This is a genomic window from Arthrobacter sp. CAN_A212, assembly GCF_015752345.1.
In the GTDB taxonomy this organism is placed as follows: Bacteria; Actinomycetota; Actinomycetes; order Actinomycetales; family Micrococcaceae; genus Arthrobacter_D.
Genome location: NZ_JADOUT010000001.1, coordinates 475727 through 498415 on the forward strand (window position 1 = coordinate 475727; position 22689 = coordinate 498415).

Genomic DNA, 22689 nt, shown 5'->3' on the forward strand with positions numbered 1-22689 from the left:
GTGCGAAAACTTACCAGCTTGAGCACCAAATTCCGGTCGTTTCCGGCGTTTTTGGGGGTTTTTAGATGCCAAAGGGCACTATTTTGGGCTCATTCGGGGAAATCCCTGTCTGGCGCCAGTGAACACGACCACTAGCGCGAGGAGTGTCAGCGCCGCCGCGGCGAATCCGATCACCGAGGGATCGCCCACCAACAGCATTTGTGCCCCCACGAGCGCACCCGCGCTGATCCCGATGTTGAAGGTCGAATTGTGGACGGCGGCCACCGTGTCGGGGTGGTCGCGGAAGGCGCTGAGCGCCGCGGTGGTCACGTAGGAGGGCACCGGCCCGTACAGCAGACCCCACACGATCACCGCGGCGAGCGTCCACGCCGGGGCGCCGCCAAGCAGGGCGATCGCCAGGAAGCAGCCGGTCATCACCAGCAGGGACAGCAGGAGGGCGGGCCGTAACGCCGTGTCGGTCAGCCGGCTGCACAGCAGCAGCCCCAGGACCCCGGCTCCCCCGTAGGCGAGAAGCGCAAACCCCACGTTCGTCGCTGTGAACCCGGGCTGCACAAGCACCGGGGTGATGAAGGTGTAGAGGGCGAACTGGCCGGTCATCATCACCACCACCGCGACGATCACCCGCCGGAGTGCGGGTTCTGCCAGGGCTTCCTTCAGCTGCGTCCCGCCGGACACAGCCGACCCGCGGATCGCTGGCATCACGACGGCGGCGCCGACCGCGAGCAGCAGCGCGATGATTGCGGCACAGCCGAAGGACCATCGCCAGCCCACTGTGGCACCCAGCCATGTGCTCAGCGGCACCCCGACCGCGATAGCGACGGCGTTTCCCGCGTTGACCAGGGCAACGGCGGCGCCCATCCGGCCCGGTGGCGCCAACCGGGTGGCGTAACCGAATACCACCGCGAAGAACAGTGCGTGGCAGGCGCCGGCGATCACCCGGCCGGTCAACGCAACCGAATAGTCCTGCGCCAGGCACAGGATCACATTGCTGAGGCCGTAGCCGGCCAGCAAGCCCACCAGCAGCGGCTTGCGGGGCAGTGCGCTGGTCCAGGCGTTCAGGGGGATCGACGCGAACACCACCACTGCGGCGTACGCGGAGACCAGGAGCCCGATCAAGGACTCGGTGACGCCCAGGTCCTCGGCCATCAGGGGCAGCAACCCGATGGGGAGCACTTCGGTGGCGACCGCCAGGAACCCGCCGACGGCCAGGAGCAGCATGGGTGGTTGGAGCAGTTTCTGCTGCGGCACGGCGTTGACCTTTCAGGCCGGGGATTCGGTCACCGACGTACCCAACTTAACGCACGGGCCTTAACGCACAAGGACGACGACCCGTGGGTCGTCGTCCTTGTGCGTTGCTGGTAGCTACCAGCCAGCGGGGGTTACCAGCTGGACTTGGTTACACCGGGCAGCTCGCCACGGTGGGCCATGTCGCGAAAGCGGACACGGGAGATACCGAACTTCTGGAGCGTTCCGCGGGGGCGACCGTCGATCTGGTCGCGGTTACGCAGGCGCACTGGCGAAGCGTTGCGGGGAAGCTTCTGCAGGCCGAGGCGTGCTTCTTCGCGGGCTTCGTCGGTTGCGTTGGCGTCAACCAGGGTCTTCTTCAGTTCGAGGCGCTTTGCAGCGTAGCGCTCAACAATTACCTTGCGCTGTTCGTTGCGGGCAATCTTGGACTTCTTAGCCATGTGTTTAGCGCTCCTCTCGGAATTCGACGTGCTTACGGATCTTGGGATCGTACTTCATCAGAACCATGCGGTCCGGGTCGTTGCGGCGGTTCTTGCGGGTCACGTAGGTGTACCCGGTGCCAGCCGTGGACTTCAGCTTGATGATCGGGCGTACGTCTTTATCTTTTGCCATTAGAGCTTCACTCCCCGGGCCAGGATCGACGCGACGACGGCGTCAATACCGCGCACATCGATGGTCTTGATGCCGCGGGCAGAAACCTGCAGCGTGACATTGCGGCGCAGGGACGGAACCCAGTAGCGCTTCTTCTGGATGTTCGGGTCAAACCTGCGCTTGGTGCGGCGGTGTGAGTGGGAAATGCTGTGCCCAAAGCCCGGCTCGGCTCCAGTCACTTGGCAGTGAGCTGCCATGACGATCCTCCAAAGAGTTAAATGAAATGTACCTAGGTACCGGCAGTCTTACCCGCCTTGGAATGCGGCCAGGGGCGCCCAAAACAACAGTCGAAACTGTAAGGATTATTAGCGGTTTTCGCGCAACTTGAGCCCCTAACTACCGATTTACCGGGAGATGTGTCCCGAAAAATCGGAGCAATTGCGCACGCTCCGCCACCTGATGCCCTTCCATTCTAGGAGTTGGCGCCGGTTATGGCTAATCGCTGGTGATGTCGCCGTCGCGATCCACCACCGTGACAGCGACGTCGCTGCCGATCCGGGCGCCAACGTGGAGTGTGGCACCGGAGTCCACGATTGAGCGATGAACCCGGGCGCCCGCCGGGACGGTGACACCGTCCAGCAGGATTGAATCAACGACGACGGCGCCAGCTTCCACGACCGTGTCCGGCCCGATCACGCTGTGGGTGACCTCGCCGAAAACCTTGCTGCCGGGTGCCAGCATCGAATCGGCGACGACGGCGCCCTTTCCCACGAACGCGGGCACACGCCGGGGGCTGCCGGTGATGATGGGCCAGGCGGGGTCGTCGAACCGCAGGCCCTCGCCATCGAGCAGTTCCATGTGCGCGCGGTGGTAGTTATCGGGGGTCCCCAGATCCAGCCAGTACCCCTCGAGGCGGTGCTCCACCACGGTCGAGTGTTCCACCAGGTGGGGCAGCAACTGGTCCCCGTAATCGTCGAGGCCGCCCTCTTCCTTCTCCAGCTCCTCCAGGGTGTCCAGCAGGTGCATGGCGTCGAACAGGAACACTTCGGTGGCAACCAGGTCCGTTTTTGGCTTCTCAGGCTTGTATTCGAAGCCGGTCACGGCACCATCGGACACCTCCACCACCCCGTGGTCGGAGGCGTCGCCGTCGAACCGTGTCGTCACGATCGTTGCGGTGGCCCCGGCGTCCAGGTGAGTCTGGACGACGTCGCGGAAGTCCAGCTGGTACAGGTGGTCAGCGCTGAGCAGAAGCACCAGATCGGGGTTGAACTCCCTGATGAATGCTGCCTGCCGGTGCAGGCTGTCGGCGTTGCCGTCGGCAAACCCTTCGCCGTCCCGCCCCTCGAACGGGGGCATCACGCGCAGGCCCCCGTTGGTCCGGTCGAGATCCCAGTGCCTGCCGTTGGCCAGGTGATCGTTGAGGGAGTTCGGCTGATACTGCTGCACCATCCAGACATCCGAAAACCCGCTGTTTGTGCAGGTTGGACAGCGGGATGTCAATCAGGCGGTAGGTGCCGGCGACGGGCAGGGCCGGTTTGGCACGCTTGTCAGTCAGCGTTCCCAGCCGGCCGCCCGACCCTCCGGCCAAGACAATGGCGAGGACTGAAGGTGGCTTCACGGTTGTACTCCAGGTGAGGGTTCGTTCAGGATCCAGTGGGTGTCGTCGAGGCTGGCGAGGATCTTCTTGCCGATCCGCTCCAGGTCCCGGACGTCGTCGTCGGTCAGTGCATCAAAGACTGCCTGCCGCACGTGCTCCACATGCTTGCGGGCCAGCGACTTGAGATTTTTCAGCCCGTCGTCCGTGATGGTGGCGGTGGTCACGCGGCCGTCGACGGCGCTGGGGCTGCGGGACACCCAGCCCCGCTGCTCCAGCTTCTTCACTACGTGGCTGAGCCGGGACAGGGAGGCATTCGACCGGGCCGCAAGGTCGCTCATGGCGAGGGTCAGCTCTTCGGCCTCGGAGAGCATCGCGAGGACGTGGTAGTCGAAGAGAGTGATTTTCGCCTGCCGGAACAGGTGCCCATCAAGGGATCCCGGAAGGATGGTGGTTACCGCGTAGAGCGCCAGCCAGGCCTGCCGCTCTTCGGGATTCAACCACCTGACACCATTCATCTCGTCATTCTGGCACACACCGTGTCGCACGCTCCTGCCCGCGAAGGCTTCGGTGACTACTGCCACACCGGGCGAGTCAGCTCCGGGTACTTGGCCGTCAGCACATCCCCCGACGAGACCCCACGCAGCCGGCGGCCCACCCAGGGTGAGAGGTAGTCCCGGGCCCACTGGGCGTCGGCCCGCAACTGATCGATTCGGGACACGGCCGGCGCAGCCTCCAGCTCGGGCAGGTCAATCTCGTGGGAGGCCCGCAGCACTTCGAGGACCCGTTTGGCCATCAGTGTGTGACCGGCGGCGGACATGTGCATCCGGTCGGTGTCCCAGTAACCCCAGTTCTGGAACTCCCTGAACCGCCAGTAGTCCACCACATCGGCGTGGTGGCGGTCGGCGATCTCACGGACCAGTTCGTTGTAGATGGCGGTCCGGCCGCGGGTCTTCCCGAACACCGCCGAACCCACTGAGTCGAACCCGGTGAACAGCACGACGGCGGCGCCCGAGCCCGCCAGCCGGGCCACGCCGTCGTCGTACGCTGCCATCAGCGCGTCGATGTCGATGCGTGGCCGCAGGATGTCGTTGCCGCCAGCGTAGACGGTGATCAAGGTGGGCTCCAGGGCGAGTGCACGGTCCACCTGCTCGTCGAGCACCTGGCGCACCTTCTTCCCACGGACCGCAAGGTTCGCGTACCCCCAGGTGCTGTCGGCGAGGATCAGCTGCTGGGCCACCCGGTCCGCCCACCCGCGCACCCCGTTGGGGCTCGCGGCATGCCAGTCGCCGACACCTTCGGTAAACGAATCGCCAAGGGCCACATAACGCTGAGAGAATTCCACTAGACGAGGCTACCTGCTCTTGCCGGGGGATAAGGTGGGTAGCAAGTATGCTGACAACTTCTCCGTGCAGTATCCCCGCCCCCAGATCCATTCAGCCAAGAAGGACATCATGACCCAGCCCTCCGATACCCGGGCCAAGCGCGCCGCGCTGATCATCAACCCGGTCAAGAACACCGGCGCTGACATTCGTGCGATCGTTTCGGAGCTCTGCACGGCCGAGGGCTGGGAAGACGTCCTGTATCTGGAGACCAGCGTCGACGATCCAGGCCGCGGCCAGGCCCAGGAGGCGGTCGACGCCGGCGTCGACGTCGTCATTGCCGCCGGCGGAGACGGAACGGTCCGCTGCGTCGCCGAGGTGGTGGCTGGCACGGGGGTCGCCCTGGGGCTGATCCCGCTCGGCACCGGCAACCTGTTGGCCCGGAACCTGGACATTGCCGTCGACAACCCGCAGCAGGCCGCCAAGGCCGCCCTCTTCGGCACCGAACGCGACGTCGACGTTGTCCATGTCACCGTGGACCGCGCCCAGGACTCCCACGTGTTCCTGGTGATGGCCGGGCTGGGCTTCGACGCGTCGATCATGGCCGATACCCGCGATGATCTGAAGGACAAGGTGGGCTGGCTGGCCTACGTCGACGCCGGCATCCGGAACCTCGGCGGCAAGCCCGCCCGCACCCGGATCACGCTCGACGGCGGCGAAACGATCACCCGCCGGCTGCGCAGCGTGATGGGCGGAAACTGCGGCAAGATCATGGGCGGCCTGGAGATCTTCCCGGGAGCAAAGATCGACGACGGGCTGCTCGACATTATGACCGTGGCCCCGAACGGCCGGCTGGGCTGGTTCGGCGTCGTGGGCAAGCTGTTCGCCCGGGGCAAGGGCAAGGACCCGTCGCTGGAGTACTTCCAGTGCAAGACCGCCGAAATCGAGCTGGACGAGCCGCAGGAGATCCAGCTCGATGGGGACCCCCTCGGCAAGGGAACGCACATGGCCCTGCGGGTGGACCCGAACTCGTTGCGGTTGCGGATGCCCTACGGCAAGAAAGACCCAGCGGTAGTCACCAACCCGACGCCCTAGGGCGGTTCCAGCCTGACCGGGTTGCAAATTTTCCCACTGGCCCGTCGCGGTCAATGGGATTGTCTGGACAATCCCACTGGCTGGGCCCGGTCGGCGGGAAAATGGCGGGATGTTCGCCGTGGAGCCCGACGCCGTAAGGCTGGGTCATCCTGCTAGAGCCTGCTTTGCGGGTCAACTTTCTCGCCGTCGACCAGGAGTTCGAAGTGGAGATGGCAGCCGGTCGAGTTGCCGGTGTTGCCGACCGCGCCCACGTTCTGCCCCTTGGATACCTTCGTGCCGACGTTGACGCCGAGCACGCTCAGGTGGTTGTAGGAGGTTTCCAGACCGCCGCCGTGGTCCACCCCGATCCGCTGGCCTCCCCCATAGGCGTGCCACCCTGATTCGACCACCGTGCCGGCCCGCGAGGCCAGAACGGGCGTGCCGCAGGCGCCGGCGTAGTCGGTTCCGGTGTGCAGCTCGTTGCCGAATCCACCCATGGGGTTGACCCGGTACCCGAATGACGAGGCGATTGCTGCGCCCTTGATGGGTGGGGCGAACGCGGCGTCGTCGACGGGCGTGGACAGGACAGTGGTCTTGGGTGCCTTGGTCGCGGTGGTGGCCTGCGGTGATTCCCTGCCGAAGTCGATCACGGCCTGGACATCAGCGGTGACGGGCGCTGCCACGGCGGGGCCATCGCCTGCGGTGGGAGTCGCCGTGGGCGACACCTCCGGGGAAGGGAAGAATGCAGTCAGCGCGATTCCCGCTGCCGCAGCGAGAGCAACGGTGGCCAATGTGGCGGACCGGCGGGTGGATGTGGGCTGGGCGGGCGCGCGGCGGCGTCCGGACGTGACCGGTTGAAGCACAACGATTACCTCTCTCAACGCCGGTGGGGATAGCTGTCGGATTCGAGCACAGGAGGGCTCGGTCCACTGCTGCGACTCCCGCGAGAGGGAGGTAAGATCCGCGGAGGGCAACGGCGCTTTGGTCAGCCAAGGCTGCCGGAAGGCAATCCTCCACCCCTGCCACGATGAATTGGGGGCCGGCTGCTGGCAGGGTCAGGCGTGCAGACGGAGAGCCAAAAAAATGCGGTTAGCTCCCACCAGCGTAGGCGAGTTGCTAAAGAGTTACAATTTCGTTACTTCGGTTAGAGCGTGGCGATTAGGTTAATTCAGACCGTCCACGTCGCCAGTAACCCATGAAAGCCACCTGCTTGCGGTCGATGCCCACGTCACGGACCAGGTAGCGCCGGAGCCCGCGCACCACGGCGGCCTCGCCGGCAATCCAGGCGTAGAACGGGAGTGCACCGGAGGGCCGGTCCGGGTTCATCGACATATTCAGCGTTGAGGCGTTGAGCCGCTGCGGGGTTTCCCACAGGATCGTCTCGTCGATGTTGACTTCCTCGGGCTCTGGTCCTGCAGCGGCGGCAGCCGCCGCGGCGAGAGTCAGCCCCGCCCGTGAACTGGGATCCACACCGACGGCGAAGGGCGCGGCCAGGGACACCCAGCCCGGCACCCGGACGGCGTCGCGCACTGCGGCGTCGAGGAGTTCCCCGTGGGGCCGGGTCCCCCGGGCCAGCCAGGTAATCTTGACCGCTGAGGTGGTTCCGACCTCCTGGAAATCGGAGGGGTCCGGCACCTCAAGGAACGCATGTCCGCCAATGTCGGCGGGGAGGGATTCCAGGATGGCGCTGATGGCGGGGACGGCTGTCTCGTCACCGGCGAGCAACACGTGCTGGGCCAGTCCGGGACGCCATTCGATACCGCCGTAGGAGCCGGCGGTGGTGCAGGTGGCGGCGTGGACGTTCGGGCCGATCACCCAGATCCGGTCGCCGGGGGTAGCCGCGGCGGCCCATAGCGATGCCGGCCCCCCGTTGCCGTCGGCATCGAAGTGCATGACGAAGTCGACGTCAATTTCGGGCTCTTCGGCGCCGCACCGGGTTTCCCGGACCGTGTAGGTGCGCATCGACCCACGCTCGGCGGGGTCCATGGCGAGCCACTGCTGATACCAGCCGGGCCCGTCGGTGGGCGCCTCGAGCAGTTCGCGCAGGTTCAGCCGGGGCGCGTCGCCGTCGCGCGTGGCAGGGATCATCACCTTGATCCGCAGGTCGAGGGTGGGACCCAGGACGCCGAAGTCCCGGAGGTGGGCTCCCCCGAAGGTGATCCGCTGGAAGTTGTCGCTGAGGCGTTGCACCCGGGTGACGACGACGTCGAACGCCGTCACTGCCGCGGCGGCGGACTCGGTGCGCTGCGCGGTCCGCTGGCCCGGCCGGGCGGTCCGGTTGCTGACTTCGGTCATGATGCTGCCTCCAGATAGTGCGCGGACAGCGTGTCCTGCGGGTTAGGCAGGAACCCCTGCCCGGTGGTCGATTCGGGTGCTGCGGGAGTGCTTCCGTCGCCGGAGTGGTGCCGGCCGACCGGGACCACCATGGGCGTGCCGGACACGGGGTCCGGGATGACCCGGCATCGCAGGCCGAAGACGGCTGTCACCGTCTCCTCGGTGACCACCTCGGCGGGGCTCCCCTGGGCGGCGATCCGGCCGTCGGTCATGGCGATGAGGTGGTCGGCGTAGCGTGCCGCAAGGTTGAGGTCGTGGAGCACGATGGCCACGGTGGTGCCGTCGCGCCGGTTCAGGTCGGTGATGAGGTCGAGCACCTCCACCTGGTGGGTGACGTCGAGGAAGGTAGTGGGTTCATCCAGGAGCAGGATGTCGGCCTGCTGGGCCAGCGCCATCGCGATCCAGGCGCGCTGCCGCTGGCCGCCGGAAAGTTCGTCGACGAAACGGTCCGCCAGCTCAAGGGTGTCGGTGGCTTCCAGCGCTGCGGCGACGGCGGCGTCGTCGTCGTCGGTCCACTGGCGGAACCAACCCTGGTGGGGGTAGCGTCCGCGGCCCACCAGGTCCGCGACGGTGATGCCATCCGGTGCCACCGGGGTCTGGGGCAGCAAGCCCAGGGTGCGTGCGACGGCGCGGGTGGACAGCGAATGGATGTCCTTGCCGTCGAGGCTGACGACGCCGGCGGATGGCTTCAGCAGTCGGGCCAGCCCGCGGAGGAGCGTTGACTTGCCGCAGGCGTTGGCGCCGACAATCACGGTCACCTTGCCGGCCAGCAACTCCAGGGTGAGGTCCTGGACCACTTTGCGGTCGTCGTAGGCGAGTGTCAGCTCGCTGGCGGTCAATGCCATATCAGCCTCCCTGGCCTGAGCGGTTGGCGGTGACGAGCAGCCAGAGAAGGAACGGTGCGCCGAGGACGCCCGTCACCACTCCGACCGGCAGCGAGACACCGGGAATCATATTGGCGGCCACAAAATCAGCGGCAAGGACGATGACCGCGCCGACCAGACCGGCGGCGGTGAGGGACACCGCGCCCTTGACGAGACGGCGGGCAATCGGGCCGGCGAGGAAAGCGACGAAAGCCACCGGGCCGGCCGCAGCTGTGGCGACGGCGGCGAGGGCCACTCCCACGGTGATCAGGCCGAGCCGGGACGGCTCCACCCTCAGTCCAAGGCTGGCTGCTGTGTCGTCGCCGAGCTCCAGTCCGCGCAGTCCGCGGGAGAGGATCGCGGCGGCGGGAATCAGCAGCAGCAGGGCCAGGAACAGGATGGTGGCCCGGTCCCAGTTGCTCGAATTGAGGGAACCATTCAGCCAGACCATCGCATCCGAGGCGGTGCGGATGTCCGTGCGGGTCAGCAGGAAACTGACCAGTGCGTGCATGACGGCGGCGAACCCGATCCCCACGAGGATGAGCCGGTACCCGGCCACCGATCCGCGGCGGGAGAGCAGGTAGATCGCGCCGGCGACGGCCAGCGCCCCGACGAGGGCGGAGAGGGACACGGCCACCCCGGCCGCGCCGAACAGCACCATCGCCGCGACCGCTGAGGCGCTGGCACCGTAGCTGATCCCGATGATGTCGGGACTGGCGAGCGGGTTGCGGAGCATGGTCTGGAAGATAGTGCCCGCGAGGCCGAAGGCCACCCCGATCAGAACAGCGATGACCGCGCGTGGCAGCTTGTTCTCCATCACGATGAAGGTGGCCCCGGGGATCTCCGCACCGCCGAGGATCCTGAAGAAATCGGGGATGGTCACCGTGTAGCTGCCGAGCAGTACGCTGACGATAAACAGCACCGCGGTGATCGCGGCGAGGATCAGGATCACGCGTCGGCGTTGCGCCGACTGGTGCCGCCGGGCGCCGCTCAGGATGGCCTGGGTGTTCCTCACCGGGCCGGTTGGCGTGACGGGCGGGGAGGTCTGCAGGCTCACAGCTGGGCCAGCTTCCGCGCTCGAACCAGCCAGATGAAGACCGGGGCGCCGATGACGGCGGTCATGATTCCCACCTGCACCTCGCCAGGGGGCAGGATCAGGCGGCCGACAATGTCGGCGCTGATCAGGAGCACCGGTGCCAGTACTACCGAGAACGGGAGAATCCAGCGGTAGTCGGGGCCGGTGAGGACCCGCACGATGTGGGGAATCACCAGCCCTACGAAGGCGATGGGCCCGGCGGTAGCGGTGGCAGCGCCGCACAGAATGACGACGCCGAGGGCTGCGACACCGCGGGCCACCGCAACGTTCTGGCCGAGTCCCCGGGCGATGTCGTCGCCGAGGGAGAGGCTGTTGAGGGCCTTTCCGGTCGCGAGGGTCAGCAGGGTGCCGATGATCAGGAAAGGCAGCACCGGAAGCAGGATGTCCCAGCCCCGGCCTGACACGGTTCCCACCTGCCAGAACCGGAAACGGTCGAGGGTCTCCTGGTTGGATACCAGGACGGCGTTCATCAGACTGCCCAGGCCGGCGGAGAGCGCTGCGCCGGCGAGCGCCAGTTTGAGCGGGGAAGCGCCTTCCCTGCCCAGACTGGCAATGGCGTAGACGACGACGGCGGCGAGTGCCGCCCCGCCGAAGGCGAACCAGATGTAGCCGCTCACGTCGGCCACACCGAAGAGGTAGATGCCCATCACGATGGCAAGCGCTGCCCCCGCATTGACGCCGAGGATGCCGGGGTCGGCGAGCGGGTTACGGGCCACTCCCTGCATGGCTGCACCAGCGAGGCCGAGGGCGGCACCCACCATCAGACCGGTCACGGTGCGCGGAATCCTGGAATGGACTACCGCATGATCGCCGTTGGTCGGGTCGTAATCTGTCAGCGCAGCGATCAGGACGTCGAAGCTGATGGGCCGGGATCCGAACGCGAGGGACGCGGCGCAGACCAGGGCGAGCGCCAGCACGGCCCCACCCAGCTTGAGCATCCGGCGTCGGCTACGTGGCTTCGACGGGGCGGCGGGATGGCTCTGCGGGGGCGCAGGCGCAGTCTGCACTGCCATGGCGCCTCCTTCTCCGTCTGTGTCGTCCTCAACCGTCCGGGCCGTCGATCGCCGGGAACAAAACTTCGACCTAAGTAAGGCTAGCCTAGGGTTACTTCCATTAGGAAACGGTTGTGTTCCTTAATTCGGTCCCTGCTCAGTGGTTTTCCGGCCCGCCCGACGTCGGCGGCGTGCAGGTTTCCCCAGGTACTGCAGTCCGCCGTTGTCGTACCCCGGCGTGTTGCCCCCGACACGCAGAAAGCCCCGCCGGTAGCCGGGGAATCCGGTACGGGCGGGGCTCATGACTGAGGATGCTTTCCACTCAGTCATACTTTCGAGAAAGCTAGGCGGGAGGGGTGCCGTTTCCGAACGGTCGCCCGCCGAGGCGCTCCCGACCGTGTTCGGTGTGCCAGTTGGCCAGTTCCGGGCCCTTGGGCACGATGCCGGTGGGGTTAATGTCCTCGTGCACGATGTAGTAGTGGTCCTTGATCTGGTCGAAGTCCACGGTGTCACCGAATCCGGGAGTCTGGAAAAGATCCCGGGCGTAGCCCCACAGGGCTGGCATCTCGGTGAGCTTGCTCCGGTTGCACTTGAAGTGGCCGTGGTAGACGGCGTCAAAGCGCACCAGGGTGGTGAAGAGCCGGACGTCGGCTTCGGTGATCGTATCTCCGACCAGGAACCGCTGGTGGCTCAACCGCTCCTCAAGCCAGTCCAGCGCCGCGAATAGGCGGTCGTAGGCCTCGTTGTAGGCCTCCTGTGAACCGGCGAAACCGCAGCGGTAGACGCCGTTGTTGACCTCGGTGAAGATCCTCTTGCTGACCTCATCGATTTCAGCGCGCAATTTTTCCGGGTAGAGGTCGGGTGCACCTTCGCGGTGGAAGTCTTTCCACTCGGTGGAGAAGTCCAGGGTGATCTGCGGGAAGTTGTTGGTAACGACCGCGCCGCTGGGCACATCAACGATCGCCGGCACGGTGATGCCGCGCGGGTACTCGGGGTCCCGCTTGAAGAATGCTTCCTGCAAACGTTCGATACTCAGGACCGGGTCGCGGCCGTCGGGATCCAGGTCGAAAGTCCAGGACCGCTTGTCATGAGTGGGACCGGGAGTGCCGAGGGAAATGGCGTCTTCCAGTCCGAGCAGCCGACGCACGATGATGGCGCGGTTGGCCCACGGGCAGGCGCGGGCCGCGATCAGCCGGTAACGTCCCGCCTCCACTGGGAAGCCGTCCGCACCGTCGCGGGTGATCCGGGTTTCAATGTAAGTGGTGTCGCGGCTGAATTCCTTGCCCGTGTTCACATAGGCGCCGCGCATGCTGTGCTCGTTGTCAGTCATATCCTCAGCCTAATATCCCGCTGCGGGCTGTCGATCAGAACAGCCCGCAGCGGGGGGTGGAGTTAATCACTGTGAATGCCGGATGGCACTCAGCTGTCGTTGCTGTGCTGAGTGGACTCGCGCTCGTACTTCCGGCGCAGTTCCCGGCCCTTGTCGATGTCCTGGAGTTCCTTGTCGTGCTTCTTGCGGCTCGCAGTGTCGTCCCGTGGGGGAAGCTGCAGGGTTTCCTCAGCTTCAATACCGGCCTGCAACTGACGCCCACGCTCCAGTTCGGCGTCGAACTCGGCACCGAACAGGAGGGAGAGGTTCGCCAGCCAGAGCCAGAGCAGCAGCACGATCACGCCGGCGATCGCGCCGTACGTTTCGTCGTAGCTGCCGAAGTTTCCGACGTAGAAGGCGAAACCAGCGGTGGTGATCGCGAGGACGAGCAGCGCCACAAGCGACCCCATGCTCGTCCAGCGGAATTTGGGCTGCTTCACGTTGGGTGCGCCGTAGTAGAGGATAGCGATCATCAGGACGGCGAAGGCAACCATGACCGGCCACTTGGCAATGTTCCACACCAGCAGCGCCGTATCTCCCAGCCCAATCACATTTCCGACCGATTCAGCGATCGGGCCGGAAAGGATCAAGAGCAGCGCCATCAGCACCACCAGCAGGAGGACGACGGCGGTGATCAGGAGCATCACCGGGCGCAGCTTCCAGATTGGCCGGCCCTCTTCCACCTCGTAGACGCGGTTCATCGCCCGGCTGAACGCGTTCACATACGCGGATGCGGACCAAAGGGCGCCGAGGATACCGATAACCAAGGTGATTCCTGCCCCGGATGAGGAGGCAAGACCTCGGATCGTGGTTGTCAGCGTCTTGTTGTCTGCGGCGCCGGGCGCGACCCCATCCAGGACCTCCAGCACCGTATCGGTGGTGGTCTGCGCCTGCCCAAACACACCCAACAGTGACACCAGTGCCAGCAGTGCCGGGAAGATGGCCAGCACCGCGTAATAGGTGAGCGCGGCCGCCAGATCAGTGCACTGGTCCTTGCCAAACTCGCGGACGGTGCGCTTGAATACGTACCCCCAGGCTGGCTTCTTCAGATCGGCAGGACTATCGGGTTTCCGATCGTCGTCGGGATGCGGCGCGTTCTGCGCCTTGTCCTGGGTCTGCGCTTCGGGGGAATCCGCCGCTGTCCCGCTGCTCTGTACCAATTGGTACCTCCACGTTGTCTGCTGTGCCCCTGACCAAATCGTAAGGACGCTTACTAGTACCTAAGCGTACCTAAGGATTACCGTTGAGGCATGGCCCTTACCCCTGAATCTTCTGCCGAACCTCTGCGCGTTGCCGTGATTGGTGCGACCGGCAACGTCGGAACCGCTGTGCTGCGTCGGTTGCAGCGTGCGAACCAGGAACGTCCAGGTGGCGTGAAGATCCTGGGCTTCGCCCGCCGGCTTCCCGACACCACCCAGGCACCCTATGCGGGCTGCGAGTGGCACGCGCTGGATGTGGGAACTGATGACGGTCGACGTGCACTGACCGCCGCGCTCGACGGCGTCGACGCCGTCGTGCACCTCGCTTGGGCAATCCAGCCGAACCGCAACGAAGCGGCAATGCACCGCACCAACGTCACGGGCACTGCTCATGCCCTGCAGGCAGCGGCCGATGCCGGGATCCCGCATTTTGTCTGTGCGTCCTCGGTCGGTGCGTACCTCCCCGCGAAGAAAAGCGAACGGGTGGACGAGGGATGGCCCCACGGCGGCATCAAGACCTCGCATTACAGCCGCCACAAGGGGGAACAGGAGGCGCTCCTCGACAACTTCGCCACGCGACACCCGGACACGGTTGTCACCCGTCTCCGCCCGGGGTTGATCTTCCAGCAGGAGGCGGGCAGTGAGATCGGGCGGTACTTCCTCGGCCCACTGGTTCCGAAGTTCCTGCTGGACCACCTTCGCCTGCCCCTGCTTCCGATCCCGGAACAGCTGGTTTTCCAGGCTGTCCACGCCGACGACGTTGCCGACGCGTACTGGCGCGCCGTCGACCGCCGCGTTCCGGGTGCGTTCAACATCGCCGCCGAACCGGTCCTTACACCCACCCGGCTGGCCTCCCAGTTGGGCGCCCGCCGGGTCGTGGGGCTTCCTGTGCGGCTGTTGCGCGCCGTCGTCGGCGTGACCTGGGCTCTAGGACTGCAACGCACCGATCCGGGGTGGATCGATATGGCAGCCCAGTCGCCGCTGATGGAGACGGACCGTGCCCGGACGCTGCTCGGGTGGGAGCCCGAGCACTCCTCGCTCGACGCCTTGAGCGCCGCCCTTACCGGGCTCAGTGCGGGCGACGGCGTCACCGCCTCCCCCGCACTCAAACCCCGGAACTGACCCTCGGCCCCTCAAACCCCGGGGCTGACCCTCGGACCCTCTCCCCGGCGCTACTCCTTCACTGCCCCGGCAGAGGCGTTCATGATCTTCTTCTGGAAGATGAAGAACACGATCGCCACCGGAATGGTCATCAGGGCCGCCGCCGCCAGTTTCAGCGGGTACTGGGTCCCCTGGCTGAGCTGGCCTGACGCCAGCTGCGCCACGCCCTTGGTGAGGGTCGTCAGGGCTGGGTCCTGGGTCGAGATGATGAAGTGGTTCAGCTCGTTCCAGGAGCCCTGGAAGGACAGGATGACGATGGTCATCACCGCGGGCCGGGCCATCGGCAGCACAATCGACCAGAAGGTGCGGAACGTCCCCGCCCCGTCAACGCGCGCCTGTTCCTCGACGCTGGGCGGAATGGATTCGAAGAAGTTCTTCATGATGAAGACACCCGCGGCGTCGGCGAGCAGCGGCAGGATCATTCCTGCGTAGGAGTCGTAGATACCGAGCTGGTTGATCACCAGGAACTTCGGGATCAGGAGGACGACGCCGGGCACCGCCATGACAGCGACGAGCAGGGCGAACACCAGTCCACGGCCACGGAAATTGATTCTGGCCAGCGCGTACCCGGCGAGGCAGTTAAAGAACACCCGCCCAGCGGTCACGAACACGGTGACGATGAACGAATTCCGACCCCAGATTGGGAAGTCGGAGTTGGCGAACAGGGTTTCGTACGCGGCGAACGTCCAGTGCTGCGGGATCAGGCCCAGCGGGTCCTGCGCGGCATCGGGCTCGGTTTTGAACGACGTCGCCACCTGGGTCAGGAACGGGAAAATATAGATTATGGCCAGGATGATCAGCACGACGTAGGAGATCCAGACGCCGCGGGTGACCTTCTTGCGTCGGTTCTTGATTCGCTGCGGGACCTCGGGCGCCGAGGCGGGTTCGGGTGCCGGGGATGGGGCTACGGTGGTGCTCATCGCCGGTCTCCTTCTGTGGTGCCAGTCTGGTTGGTGCCGCCCGGGCTGGAGTCTCCCGGACCAGTGTCACCGGGATCCCGGCCCTTCACGCGGTCCGCGTGACGGACACTGGATTGCGCTGCGGCGGCGGTCCTGGGGTCAGCGCCGACCGGGACCATGCGGCTTCGTTTTGGTACGTCCCGCTCCCTGAGCGCGTACCGCTGCAGGATGGTGAGCACCACGATGATGCCGAAGAGGATGAAGGCAATGGCGGCGCCTTCGCCCCACCGCTGATTGTTGAAGGCCGAGTTGAAGGATAGGTAGGCGGGCGTCAGGGTGGTCTTCGCCGGTCCACCCTGAGTGCCGACATAAATCTGGTCAAAGACCTGCCAGGTGCCGATCAGCCCCAGGGTCAGAACGGTGAAAAGGGTGGGACGAAGCATGGGGAGAGTCACCTGCCAGAACCGCTGCCAGGCGCTGGCGCCGTCGACCATCGCCGCTTCCTGCACTTCCCCACTGATGTTCTGCAGAGCGGCGATGAACAACAGCATGAACGTGCCGGAAGTGGTGAAGATGGCCATCAGCACAAAGGCACTCATCGCGACGGAGGGTCCGGCCAGCCATTCCCAGCCCGGAATACCCAGGAAACCGGGGTCCTGCAACCCGGCGGGCGCCTGGTTCAGACCGAAGACCGAGAAGAGGATGTGGAAGATCCCGCGGGGATCCTGGAACCAGTTCGGCCCGGAGATGGCGAAAAAGGACAGCACCTTGTTGACCACGCCGGTGGCGCTGAAAAGGAACAGCCAGAGGACGGTGATCGCCACGGAGCTGGTGACCGAGGGAAAGTAGAAGGCGGTCCGGAACAGACCGCGGCCCTTCAGGACCTGCTTGTTGACCATCACTGCCAGGAACATGGCCAGCGCGGTCTGCAGCGGAACCACCAGCAGCACGTAGTAGAAGTTGTTGCGGATCGCGGTGCCGAAGTCCCGGGCGGATAGTCCTTCGCCGCCGAGGATGGCCGAGAAGTTCTCCCCGCCGACGAAGGTGACGTCGCTTCCGAAGGGGCTGCCGCGGCCGGTCCAGTCCGACATGCTGACCCAGGCTGCCATCAGGACGGGAATCACCAGGAAGAGTCCGAGGATCAGCACCACCGGGGAGATGAAAAGCCAACCGGTCAGGCCGGTGCGGCCCTGGATTCCCGTGCGGCGGCGGAACGCAGGAGGTGCATCCTTGGTGCCGGACGGCTTCTTTGCCGCTGTACGTCGTGCCACTGCGTCCTCGTTCTGTTACCCCGGGGGTGAATTACTGAGTGGTGAATTGCTGGTGGTGAATTGCTGGTGGTACCGCAGGAGCACCCGATCTCTTGGACGGTCAGGGTGCTCCTGCGGTTGTTTGGTTACCGGTTATCCGGCGTCCGCCACGACTGACTCCATGTCGGTCTGGAGGGTGTCCAGCAGCTGCTGGAGGTCGGCGGTCTTGATCGTCTCGAGCTGGGCGTTCAGCTCTGCAAGCACGTCCGATGCACCCTGCTGGGCTGGCAGGTTCTGCGCGTAGTCGCCACCGGCGATGAACGCTGCCAGGTCGGGGTACTGGGTTGACCAGTCCTCGGCTGCTGACTGCAGTGACGGCATGACGCCGAAGGCCTCAGCGAAGCTGAGTTGGGTATCGGCGGTGGTCAGGTGTGCGACCAGTTCCTTGGCGCCCTCAATGTTGTCGCTGTCGGCGGCGATGCCCCAGCAGTTGGTGAACTGCAGGGTTCCGGGGCCGGCAGGACCCTCGGGCAGCTCGGCGACCTGGTAGTCGACGTCGGGGAAGTCGTTGCTCATCGCACCGGCGATCCAGTTGCCCTCGATCACCATGGCGGCCTGGCCCTTACCGAAGGCCTCACCACCCCAGCCCGAACCGAGGTCTGATGAGAACGCGGCAACGCCGTCGTTCATCATCTTCTGGACAAAGGTGAGACCCTCAACGTTCTCGGGGCTGTTGACGGTCGCTTCGCCGTCGGTCACGAGTCCGCCACCGGCCTGGGCCGTGAAGACTCCCAGACGCTGGAACTCGGGGCCGTAGCCGAGGCCGACGACATCGTCGGTGGTCAGCTGCTCAGCCACTGACGCCAGTTCTTCCCAGGTGGTCGGCACGTCGTCCTCGGTAAGGCCGGCTTCTTCCCAGAGGGCGTTGTTGATGACCAGGCCCAGGGTGGAGAAGTCCTTCGGTGCGCAGTAGAGCTGGTCCTCGTAGGTGAACGCTTCCTGCAGTGCGGGGTAGAAGTCGTCCTTGTTTTCCAGGTCGTCACCGTACGGCTCAAGGGACCCGTTGGCCGCATAGCCAGCGAACAGGTCGGTGGAGACGTAGAAGACGTCGGCGGGTTCGCCCGAGGCGAAGCCCTGGCTGAGCTGCTGGGGCAGGTCGGAGGCCACGCTGACGCTGGCGTCCATGCCGGACTCGGAGGCCCACGCGTCGACTGCCTCAGTGACGGAGGTGGTCTCGGCTTCGCCGGAAGAGCCGATCAGCACCGAGATCGGTGCGTCAGTTGCGCCTTCCGCCTCGGCTGATTCGCCCTCGGAGCCCGAAAATCCTGATCCGCCGCAGGCGCTTAGTACCAGGGCTGCCGCGGCTGTCACGGCGACGGCGAGCGTCTTCCTGCGGGTGCGGAAGTTTCCAGTCTTCATTGTCTGATTCCTCATTCTTTTGTTTATTTCGGGCTAACTAGCGTTTGTTTTTTTCGGGCTATCTAGGGGGATGGGCGGGTGGGGTCACGCCAGCCAGCCGTCGCCGGCCAGCGGGTGCGGGAAGCGCTGCGCCAGGGTGGGCGTGAGCAGCAGGTGTTTGTCGGGTCGGCCGCTCGCCGCGTCACCCGAGAGTGTGTGGGCGAGCACCCTAATGATGTGCCGCGCGGCGTCCTCGATTGGCTGGGCAATGCTGGACAGCCCGACGGCGGCGGCCACCGGAGTGTCGTCGAAACCGATCACATCCGGGGTGGTGGGCGCCGGATACCGGCTCCGGAAGGTGGACAACGCCCCGAGTGCCAGACTGTCGCTGGCGCACACCACTGCGGTGGCCCCGGCGGCAATGACCTGCTCGGCAGCCCGCGCCCCGGCGGGGACACCGTCGGGCACGCGGAGCTCAAGCTGGTCAGCGGACAAGCCGGCGGCACTCACTGCACGGCGCCAGCCGTCCCGGCGGTCATCGCCGGCACCGGAACCTGCCGGCCAGCCGATGAAGCCGATCGCGGTGTGTCCCTGATCGATGAGGAGGCGGGTGGCCTGTTCGGTGCCAGTACCACCGTCGACGTCCACCCAGGGATGCAGGGACGTGAATGGGTCCTCGGTGTCGCTCCAGGGGCGCCCGAAGGAGGCGAACGGAACCTCGTTTTCCAGCAGCCAGGCGGTCCGCTGGTCGCCGTGGTGGGTGCCGGTGAGGACAAAACCGTCCAGGTCAGCGACGTTGAGGAGGTCCTCGTACTGGCGAACCTCGTCGTCGTCGGTGGCGGCGCTGAAGAGGGTCAGGCGGTAGCCCTCCTCCTGGGCGGCCTCCGTCAGGGCGTGCAGGAAACGGTCGAGGATTGATCCGTTGATGCCATCGACCACCGGCATCATCCGGATGCCGAGGTTCATCGAGCGGCGGGTCCGCAATTGCCGGGCGGCGGCGCTGGGCCGGTACCCGCTTTCGGCGATGGCGTGTTCCACCCGCAACCGGGTTTCCGGTTTGACGCGGTGGGGCGCGTTGATAACGTTGGAAATGGTCTGCCGGGACACGCCGAGGGACTCGGCCAGGCTGACCAGCGTTGTCTTCGCCATTGCACTCCCTCGCGCTTCACTCTCACGGCAGCTTTCGACCGGCTGCCTGTTTACAAGAATATGAACGTTCAAATATGATGTCAATCACTAAGTTGAACGATCAAATAACGTTTTGACGATAGTGTCAAGGCGACAACATCCACTATCCAGGAGTTCATGTGGCCTACCGCCAGCCTTATCTGCACAACCTCACCGGCGTTTTCAGTGCACCGGTCCAGGCCTGGGCTGACGAACATGGGCAGATTCGCGGCCATGGTGCCCAGGGCATCCACTGCGGCGACGACCGCGTCCTCAAGCAGGCAATCCTGACCGTCAACGGCGAAGAGCCCGAATGGGTGTCCACCCAGGTGCGATCAGCCAGCCGGGTGGACTACCTCTACTTCGTCCGGGTCCAGTCCCCCGTCGCAGACCCGTTGCTGTACCTCACCCGGTCCCGGATCGCCGATGCCCAGGGCATCAGCGAGGAGATCAGAATCGAGTCGGCGCACAGCTTCCTGGCCCACCTCGAAGTGCAGTGCCGCCTCGTCGCCGACAGCACCCCGATGGAGAAGGTGAAGTCCGGCGCCGCCACCCAGGCCGACGTCACAGTCGTTGGCCCGCAGTGGAACTGGCGTGGCGCAGACACCACGGTCGCGCTGGAGTCGGGCGGCGCGCGCACCGAGTACAACGGCAACCGGATCAACCTCACCTGGGTGACCGAGGTGGAGCCGGGCGGCGCCGTCGTCCTGCCCTGGCGGGTCTCCCTGACCGACTCCACGGCCCCCATGGTGGCTCCGAGCACTGCTCCTCTGGCGTCTCCGCGGCTCAGCGAACCACGGCAGAACAGCCTGCTCAGCCAGTCGGTTTCCGACCTCAACGGGCTGCGGATGGCCACCGCTGACCGACCGAAGGACACCTTTCTGGCAGCCGGCGCTCCCTGGTTCTTCACCATGTTTGGGCGCGATTCCCTGATCGCCGCACGGATGCTGCTACCGCTCGACACCGCCCTGGCAGGTAGCACCCTGCGCGCCTTGGCCTCCCGCCAGGGGGACAGCACGGATCCGGCGACAGCCGAGCAGCCGGGCAAAATCCTGCACGAGGTGAGGCGCGGCACGCTGCAGTTCGAGGAGAACGGCACCGGGATCTCCCTGCCGCCGGTCTACTTCGGCACCATCGACGCCACTCCTCTCTGGATCTCGCTGCTTCACGACGCCTGGCGGGCGGGACTGCCCACCGCTGAGGTGGAGGCCCTTCTGGACCATCTGGAGGCCGCGCTGGTCTGGTTGCGCGACCATGGCGATTCCGACGGCGACGGGTTCCTCGAGTACCTCGACACCAGCGGCCACGGACTCGCCAACCAAGGCTGGAAGGATTCCGGGGACTCCATCCGCTGGCACGACGGCGCACTAGCCGACGGGCCGATCGCGCTGGCGGAGGTGCAGGCCTACGCCTACGAGGCAGCGATGGGCGGTGCCGCGCTGCTCGAGGCCTTCGGTCGACCCGGCTCCGGCGACTGGCGTGACTACGCCACCAAGCTGGAGCTGCGGTTCCGAGAAGCATTCTGGTGCAGCGACGAGCTGGGGCCCTACCCGGCCATCGCCCTGGACGCGGCCAAGCGCCCGGTCGACGGCGTGACCAGCAACATGGGACACCTGCTCGGCACCGGCATCCTGAACATCGAAGAGCAGGCAGCCGTGGTCCGCCGCCTGATGGATCCAACCATGTTCTCGGGCTACGGCATCCGCACCGTCTCCACCACCAACGGCGGCTTCTGGCCCACCCGCTACCACGCGGGATCGGTGTGGAGCCACGATACCGGGATGATCATCAGCGGCCTGGTCAAGGATGGTTTCGCCGAGGACGCACGCACCCTGGCGACCGGGCTGCTCCGTGCGGCCGAAGGCTTCGACTGGCGGCTTCCGGAACTGTTCTCAGGACACTCCGCGGACGATGTCTGGCCGCCGGTCCCGTACCCGTCGTCCTGCCGCCCGCAGGCCTGGGCAGCGGCGTCGGCGGTGCCAATCGTGACGGCGCTCGGCGGCTTCGCCTAACCGTCTGTCAGTCGGTGAGGGCTGCCTCCGAGTGGACCGCTTCCCAGCGCTGCCGCGGCAACGCCTCGCGGTGGTGCGTCTGCAGGAACACCACCATTGACTCGCGGATCAGGCACTTCAGGTCCCACAGGGCGTCGTTATCGGCAGCGCTGACCAGGACCCTGGCTCGCACCATCCCGTCAGTGGCCTGCGTGATCTGCAGGGTGCTGGTGCGCCCATCCCACAGGGTGGTCTCGTCGAGCACGGCGACGAGGTGTGCCCGCATCGATTCGATGGGGACCCGCCAGTCGAGGTCCAGGTCAACCGTGCCCAGCAGCTCGGAGCGGCTCCGCGTCCAGTTCTCGAACGGGGTGGTGGTGAAGTAGGTGGACGGCAGGATGATCCGTCGGTCATCCCAGACCTTGACCACCACGTAGGTCATGGTGATTTCCTCGACGGTGCCCAACTGGTCCTCCACGAAGACCGTGTCGTCGATGCGCAGGGCGTCGGTGAATGCCAGCTGCACCCCGGCGAACACGTTGGCGAGTGAGCTCTGCACGGCGAGGCCAGCGACGATCGAGATCAGTCCGGCTGAGGCCAGGATGCCCGCGCCGAGCGCCCGCACCTCCGGGATGGTGAGCAGCACACTGGCCAGCGCGAGCGTGATCACCGCTGCCACGCCCAGCCGGCGGGCCAGCATGATCTGAGTCTTGAGGCGGCGCATGCGCCCGTGGTCGGCTGTGTCCTTCCCATACTTCCGCAGCGCGACGGCCTCCACCACGAGCAGGAGCGAGACGATCAGCCATGCCACCGCCCCGATCAGGGTCAGCACCAGCGCGTAATCGACGGGCGGGAACCACGCCGTGTTGCCGGCGGTCACCCCGAGGGCTACGCGCACCCCAACAATCGCGAGCACCAGCCGCACCGGGTTCAGCGCCCGTCGGGACGCCCCCTGGATGGCTGGGACTTTGCGCAGGGTCCGTGCGGCGATCCGGCGCAGCAGCGACGCCAGAATGACTGCCGCGAGCAGTGCTCCCACGACGGCGGCGACCGGCGCCAGGGTGTTCAGTAGTTCGTCCATGACCTCACGGTCTCAGATGTGTGCGGGTGCCTGTCCAGCCGGGCCGCGGAACTGTGGGGAGGC

At 65.9% G+C, this 22689-nt stretch carries 23 protein-coding genes and 1 pseudogene; 3 read left to right on the forward strand and 21 right to left on the reverse strand.

Translation table 11 applies throughout. The features are described 5' to 3' along the window. Nucleotides 1-78: 78 nt before the first annotated feature. The 8 genes and pseudogenes from IWX64_RS02250 to IWX64_RS02280 form a co-directional block, all read right to left on the reverse strand. Entirely contained in the window at nucleotides 79-1248 is a 1170-nt protein-coding gene (locus tag IWX64_RS02250) for an MFS transporter (RefSeq protein WP_196865492.1), read from the reverse strand. 131 nt (nucleotides 1249-1379) lie between these two features. Continuing rightward, nucleotides 1380-1685, reverse strand: coding sequence for a 30S ribosomal protein S14 (gene rpsN / locus IWX64_RS02255; protein WP_171584607.1), 306 nt, complete (start codon nucleotides 1683-1685; stop codon nucleotides 1380-1382). 4 nt (nucleotides 1686-1689) lie between these two features. Continuing rightward, nucleotides 1690-1857, reverse strand: a complete 168-nt coding sequence (rpmG, locus tag IWX64_RS02260) for a 50S ribosomal protein L33 (protein WP_019481734.1) — start codon at nucleotides 1855-1857, stop codon at nucleotides 1690-1692. Then, nucleotides 1857-2093: a 50S ribosomal protein L28 gene (gene rpmB / locus IWX64_RS02265; RefSeq protein ID WP_019481733.1), complete on the reverse strand. Its 237-nt coding sequence runs from the start codon at nucleotides 2091-2093 to the stop codon at nucleotides 1857-1859. Before rpmB ends, rpmG begins: the two co-directional genes overlap by 1 nt. 238 nt (nucleotides 2094-2331) lie before the next feature. Continuing rightward, complete coding sequence (locus IWX64_RS02270) at nucleotides 2332-3285, reverse strand: glucose-1-phosphate adenylyltransferase family protein (protein WP_312883922.1); 954 nt, start codon at nucleotides 3283-3285, stop codon at nucleotides 2332-2334. Between the two features lie 76 nt (nucleotides 3286-3361). Further along, nucleotides 3362-3454: pseudogene (locus IWX64_RS16905) on the reverse strand (sugar phosphate nucleotidyltransferase); the annotation flags it as partial. Continuing rightward, the gene (locus IWX64_RS02275; RefSeq protein WP_196865493.1) at nucleotides 3451-3948 is read right to left on the reverse strand and encodes a MarR family winged helix-turn-helix transcriptional regulator; all 498 of its coding nucleotides are present in this window, start codon (nucleotides 3946-3948) and stop codon (nucleotides 3451-3453) included. The gene IWX64_RS02275 and the pseudogene IWX64_RS16905, both read right to left, overlap by 4 nt. 56 nt (nucleotides 3949-4004) lie before the next feature. Beyond that, a complete protein-coding gene (locus IWX64_RS02280; RefSeq protein WP_196865494.1) occupies nucleotides 4005-4775 on the reverse strand; it encodes an SGNH/GDSL hydrolase family protein in 771 nt (256 codons plus the stop codon). Nucleotides 4776-4884: 109 nt separating this feature from the next. Between IWX64_RS02280 and IWX64_RS02285 the strand changes: the two genes are divergently transcribed. Next, nucleotides 4885-5847 (forward strand): diacylglycerol/lipid kinase family protein, encoded by a 963-nt coding sequence (locus IWX64_RS02285; RefSeq protein WP_196865617.1) that lies wholly within the window; start codon nucleotides 4885-4887, stop codon nucleotides 5845-5847. Between the two features lie 152 nt (nucleotides 5848-5999). Here IWX64_RS02285 and IWX64_RS16910 read toward each other — a convergent pair whose 3' ends face one another. From IWX64_RS16910 to IWX64_RS02325, 8 genes are all read right to left on the reverse strand, one after another. After that, nucleotides 6000-6689, reverse strand: a complete 690-nt coding sequence (locus IWX64_RS16910) for a M23 family metallopeptidase (RefSeq protein WP_312883921.1) — start codon at nucleotides 6687-6689, stop codon at nucleotides 6000-6002. 295 nt (nucleotides 6690-6984) lie between these two features. After that, nucleotides 6985-8121 carry a siderophore-interacting protein gene (locus IWX64_RS02295; RefSeq protein ID WP_196865495.1) on the reverse strand — a complete coding sequence of 379 codons (1137 nt, stop codon included), beginning with the start codon at nucleotides 8119-8121 and terminating at the stop codon, nucleotides 6985-6987. Then, nucleotides 8118-9005 carry an ABC transporter ATP-binding protein gene (locus IWX64_RS02300; protein WP_196865496.1) on the reverse strand — a complete coding sequence of 296 codons (888 nt, stop codon included), beginning with the start codon at nucleotides 9003-9005 and terminating at the stop codon, nucleotides 8118-8120. Before IWX64_RS02300 ends, IWX64_RS02295 begins: the two co-directional genes overlap by 4 nt. A gap of 1 nt (nucleotide 9006) precedes the next feature. Continuing rightward, on the reverse strand, nucleotides 9007-10020 hold the full coding sequence (locus IWX64_RS02305) for a FecCD family ABC transporter permease (RefSeq protein WP_442859022.1): 1014 nt from the start codon (nucleotides 10018-10020) through the stop codon (nucleotides 9007-9009). Nucleotides 10021-10076: 56 nt separating this feature from the next. Beyond that, nucleotides 10077-11132, reverse strand: a complete 1056-nt coding sequence (locus IWX64_RS02310; RefSeq protein ID WP_196865497.1) for an iron chelate uptake ABC transporter family permease subunit — start codon at nucleotides 11130-11132, stop codon at nucleotides 10077-10079. Nucleotides 11133-11252: 120 nt separating this feature from the next. Continuing rightward, nucleotides 11253-11441, reverse strand: a complete 189-nt coding sequence (locus IWX64_RS02315) for a hypothetical protein (protein WP_196865498.1) — start codon at nucleotides 11439-11441, stop codon at nucleotides 11253-11255. 13 nt (nucleotides 11442-11454) lie between these two features. Further along, on the reverse strand, nucleotides 11455-12441 hold the full coding sequence (locus IWX64_RS02320; protein ID WP_196865499.1) for a glutathione S-transferase family protein: 987 nt from the start codon (nucleotides 12439-12441) through the stop codon (nucleotides 11455-11457). Nucleotides 12442-12530: 89 nt separating this feature from the next. Next, the gene (locus IWX64_RS02325) at nucleotides 12531-13640 is read right to left on the reverse strand and encodes a YihY/virulence factor BrkB family protein (RefSeq protein ID WP_196865500.1); all 1110 of its coding nucleotides are present in this window, start codon (nucleotides 13638-13640) and stop codon (nucleotides 12531-12533) included. Nucleotides 13641-13763: 123 nt separating this feature from the next. Between IWX64_RS02325 and IWX64_RS02330 the strand changes: the two genes are divergently transcribed. After that, nucleotides 13764-14801: an NAD-dependent epimerase/dehydratase family protein gene (locus tag IWX64_RS02330; RefSeq protein ID WP_196865620.1), complete on the forward strand. Its 1038-nt coding sequence runs from the start codon at nucleotides 13764-13766 to the stop codon at nucleotides 14799-14801. Nucleotides 14802-14851: 50 nt separating this feature from the next. Here IWX64_RS02330 and IWX64_RS02335 read toward each other — a convergent pair whose 3' ends face one another. The 4 genes from IWX64_RS02335 to IWX64_RS02350 all read right to left on the reverse strand — a co-directional run bounded on the left by IWX64_RS02335 (nucleotide 14852) and on the right by IWX64_RS02350 (nucleotide 19536). Next, nucleotides 14852-15760, reverse strand: a complete 909-nt coding sequence (locus IWX64_RS02335; protein ID WP_196865501.1) for a carbohydrate ABC transporter permease — start codon at nucleotides 15758-15760, stop codon at nucleotides 14852-14854. Further along, nucleotides 15757-17010, reverse strand: a complete 1254-nt coding sequence (locus IWX64_RS02340; RefSeq protein ID WP_395939785.1) for a carbohydrate ABC transporter permease — start codon at nucleotides 17008-17010, stop codon at nucleotides 15757-15759. Before IWX64_RS02340 ends, IWX64_RS02335 begins: the two co-directional genes overlap by 4 nt. A 132-nt stretch (nucleotides 17011-17142) precedes the next feature. Further along, complete coding sequence (locus tag IWX64_RS02345; protein WP_196865502.1) at nucleotides 17143-18408, reverse strand: sugar ABC transporter substrate-binding protein; 1266 nt, start codon at nucleotides 18406-18408, stop codon at nucleotides 17143-17145. Between the two features lie 84 nt (nucleotides 18409-18492). Continuing rightward, nucleotides 18493-19536, reverse strand: coding sequence for a LacI family DNA-binding transcriptional regulator (locus IWX64_RS02350; protein WP_196865503.1), 1044 nt, complete (start codon nucleotides 19534-19536; stop codon nucleotides 18493-18495). Nucleotides 19537-19694: 158 nt separating this feature from the next. Between IWX64_RS02350 and IWX64_RS02355 the strand changes: the two genes are divergently transcribed. Next, the gene (locus tag IWX64_RS02355) at nucleotides 19695-21566 is read left to right on the forward strand and encodes a glycogen debranching N-terminal domain-containing protein (RefSeq protein WP_196865504.1); all 1872 of its coding nucleotides are present in this window, start codon (nucleotides 19695-19697) and stop codon (nucleotides 21564-21566) included. A 7-nt stretch (nucleotides 21567-21573) separates the two neighbouring features. Here the strand turns inward: IWX64_RS02355 and IWX64_RS02360 are convergent, their stop codons facing one another. After that, nucleotides 21574-22626: a mechanosensitive ion channel family protein gene (locus tag IWX64_RS02360; protein ID WP_196865505.1), complete on the reverse strand. Its 1053-nt coding sequence runs from the start codon at nucleotides 22624-22626 to the stop codon at nucleotides 21574-21576. Nucleotides 22627-22689: the final 63 nt, after the last annotated feature.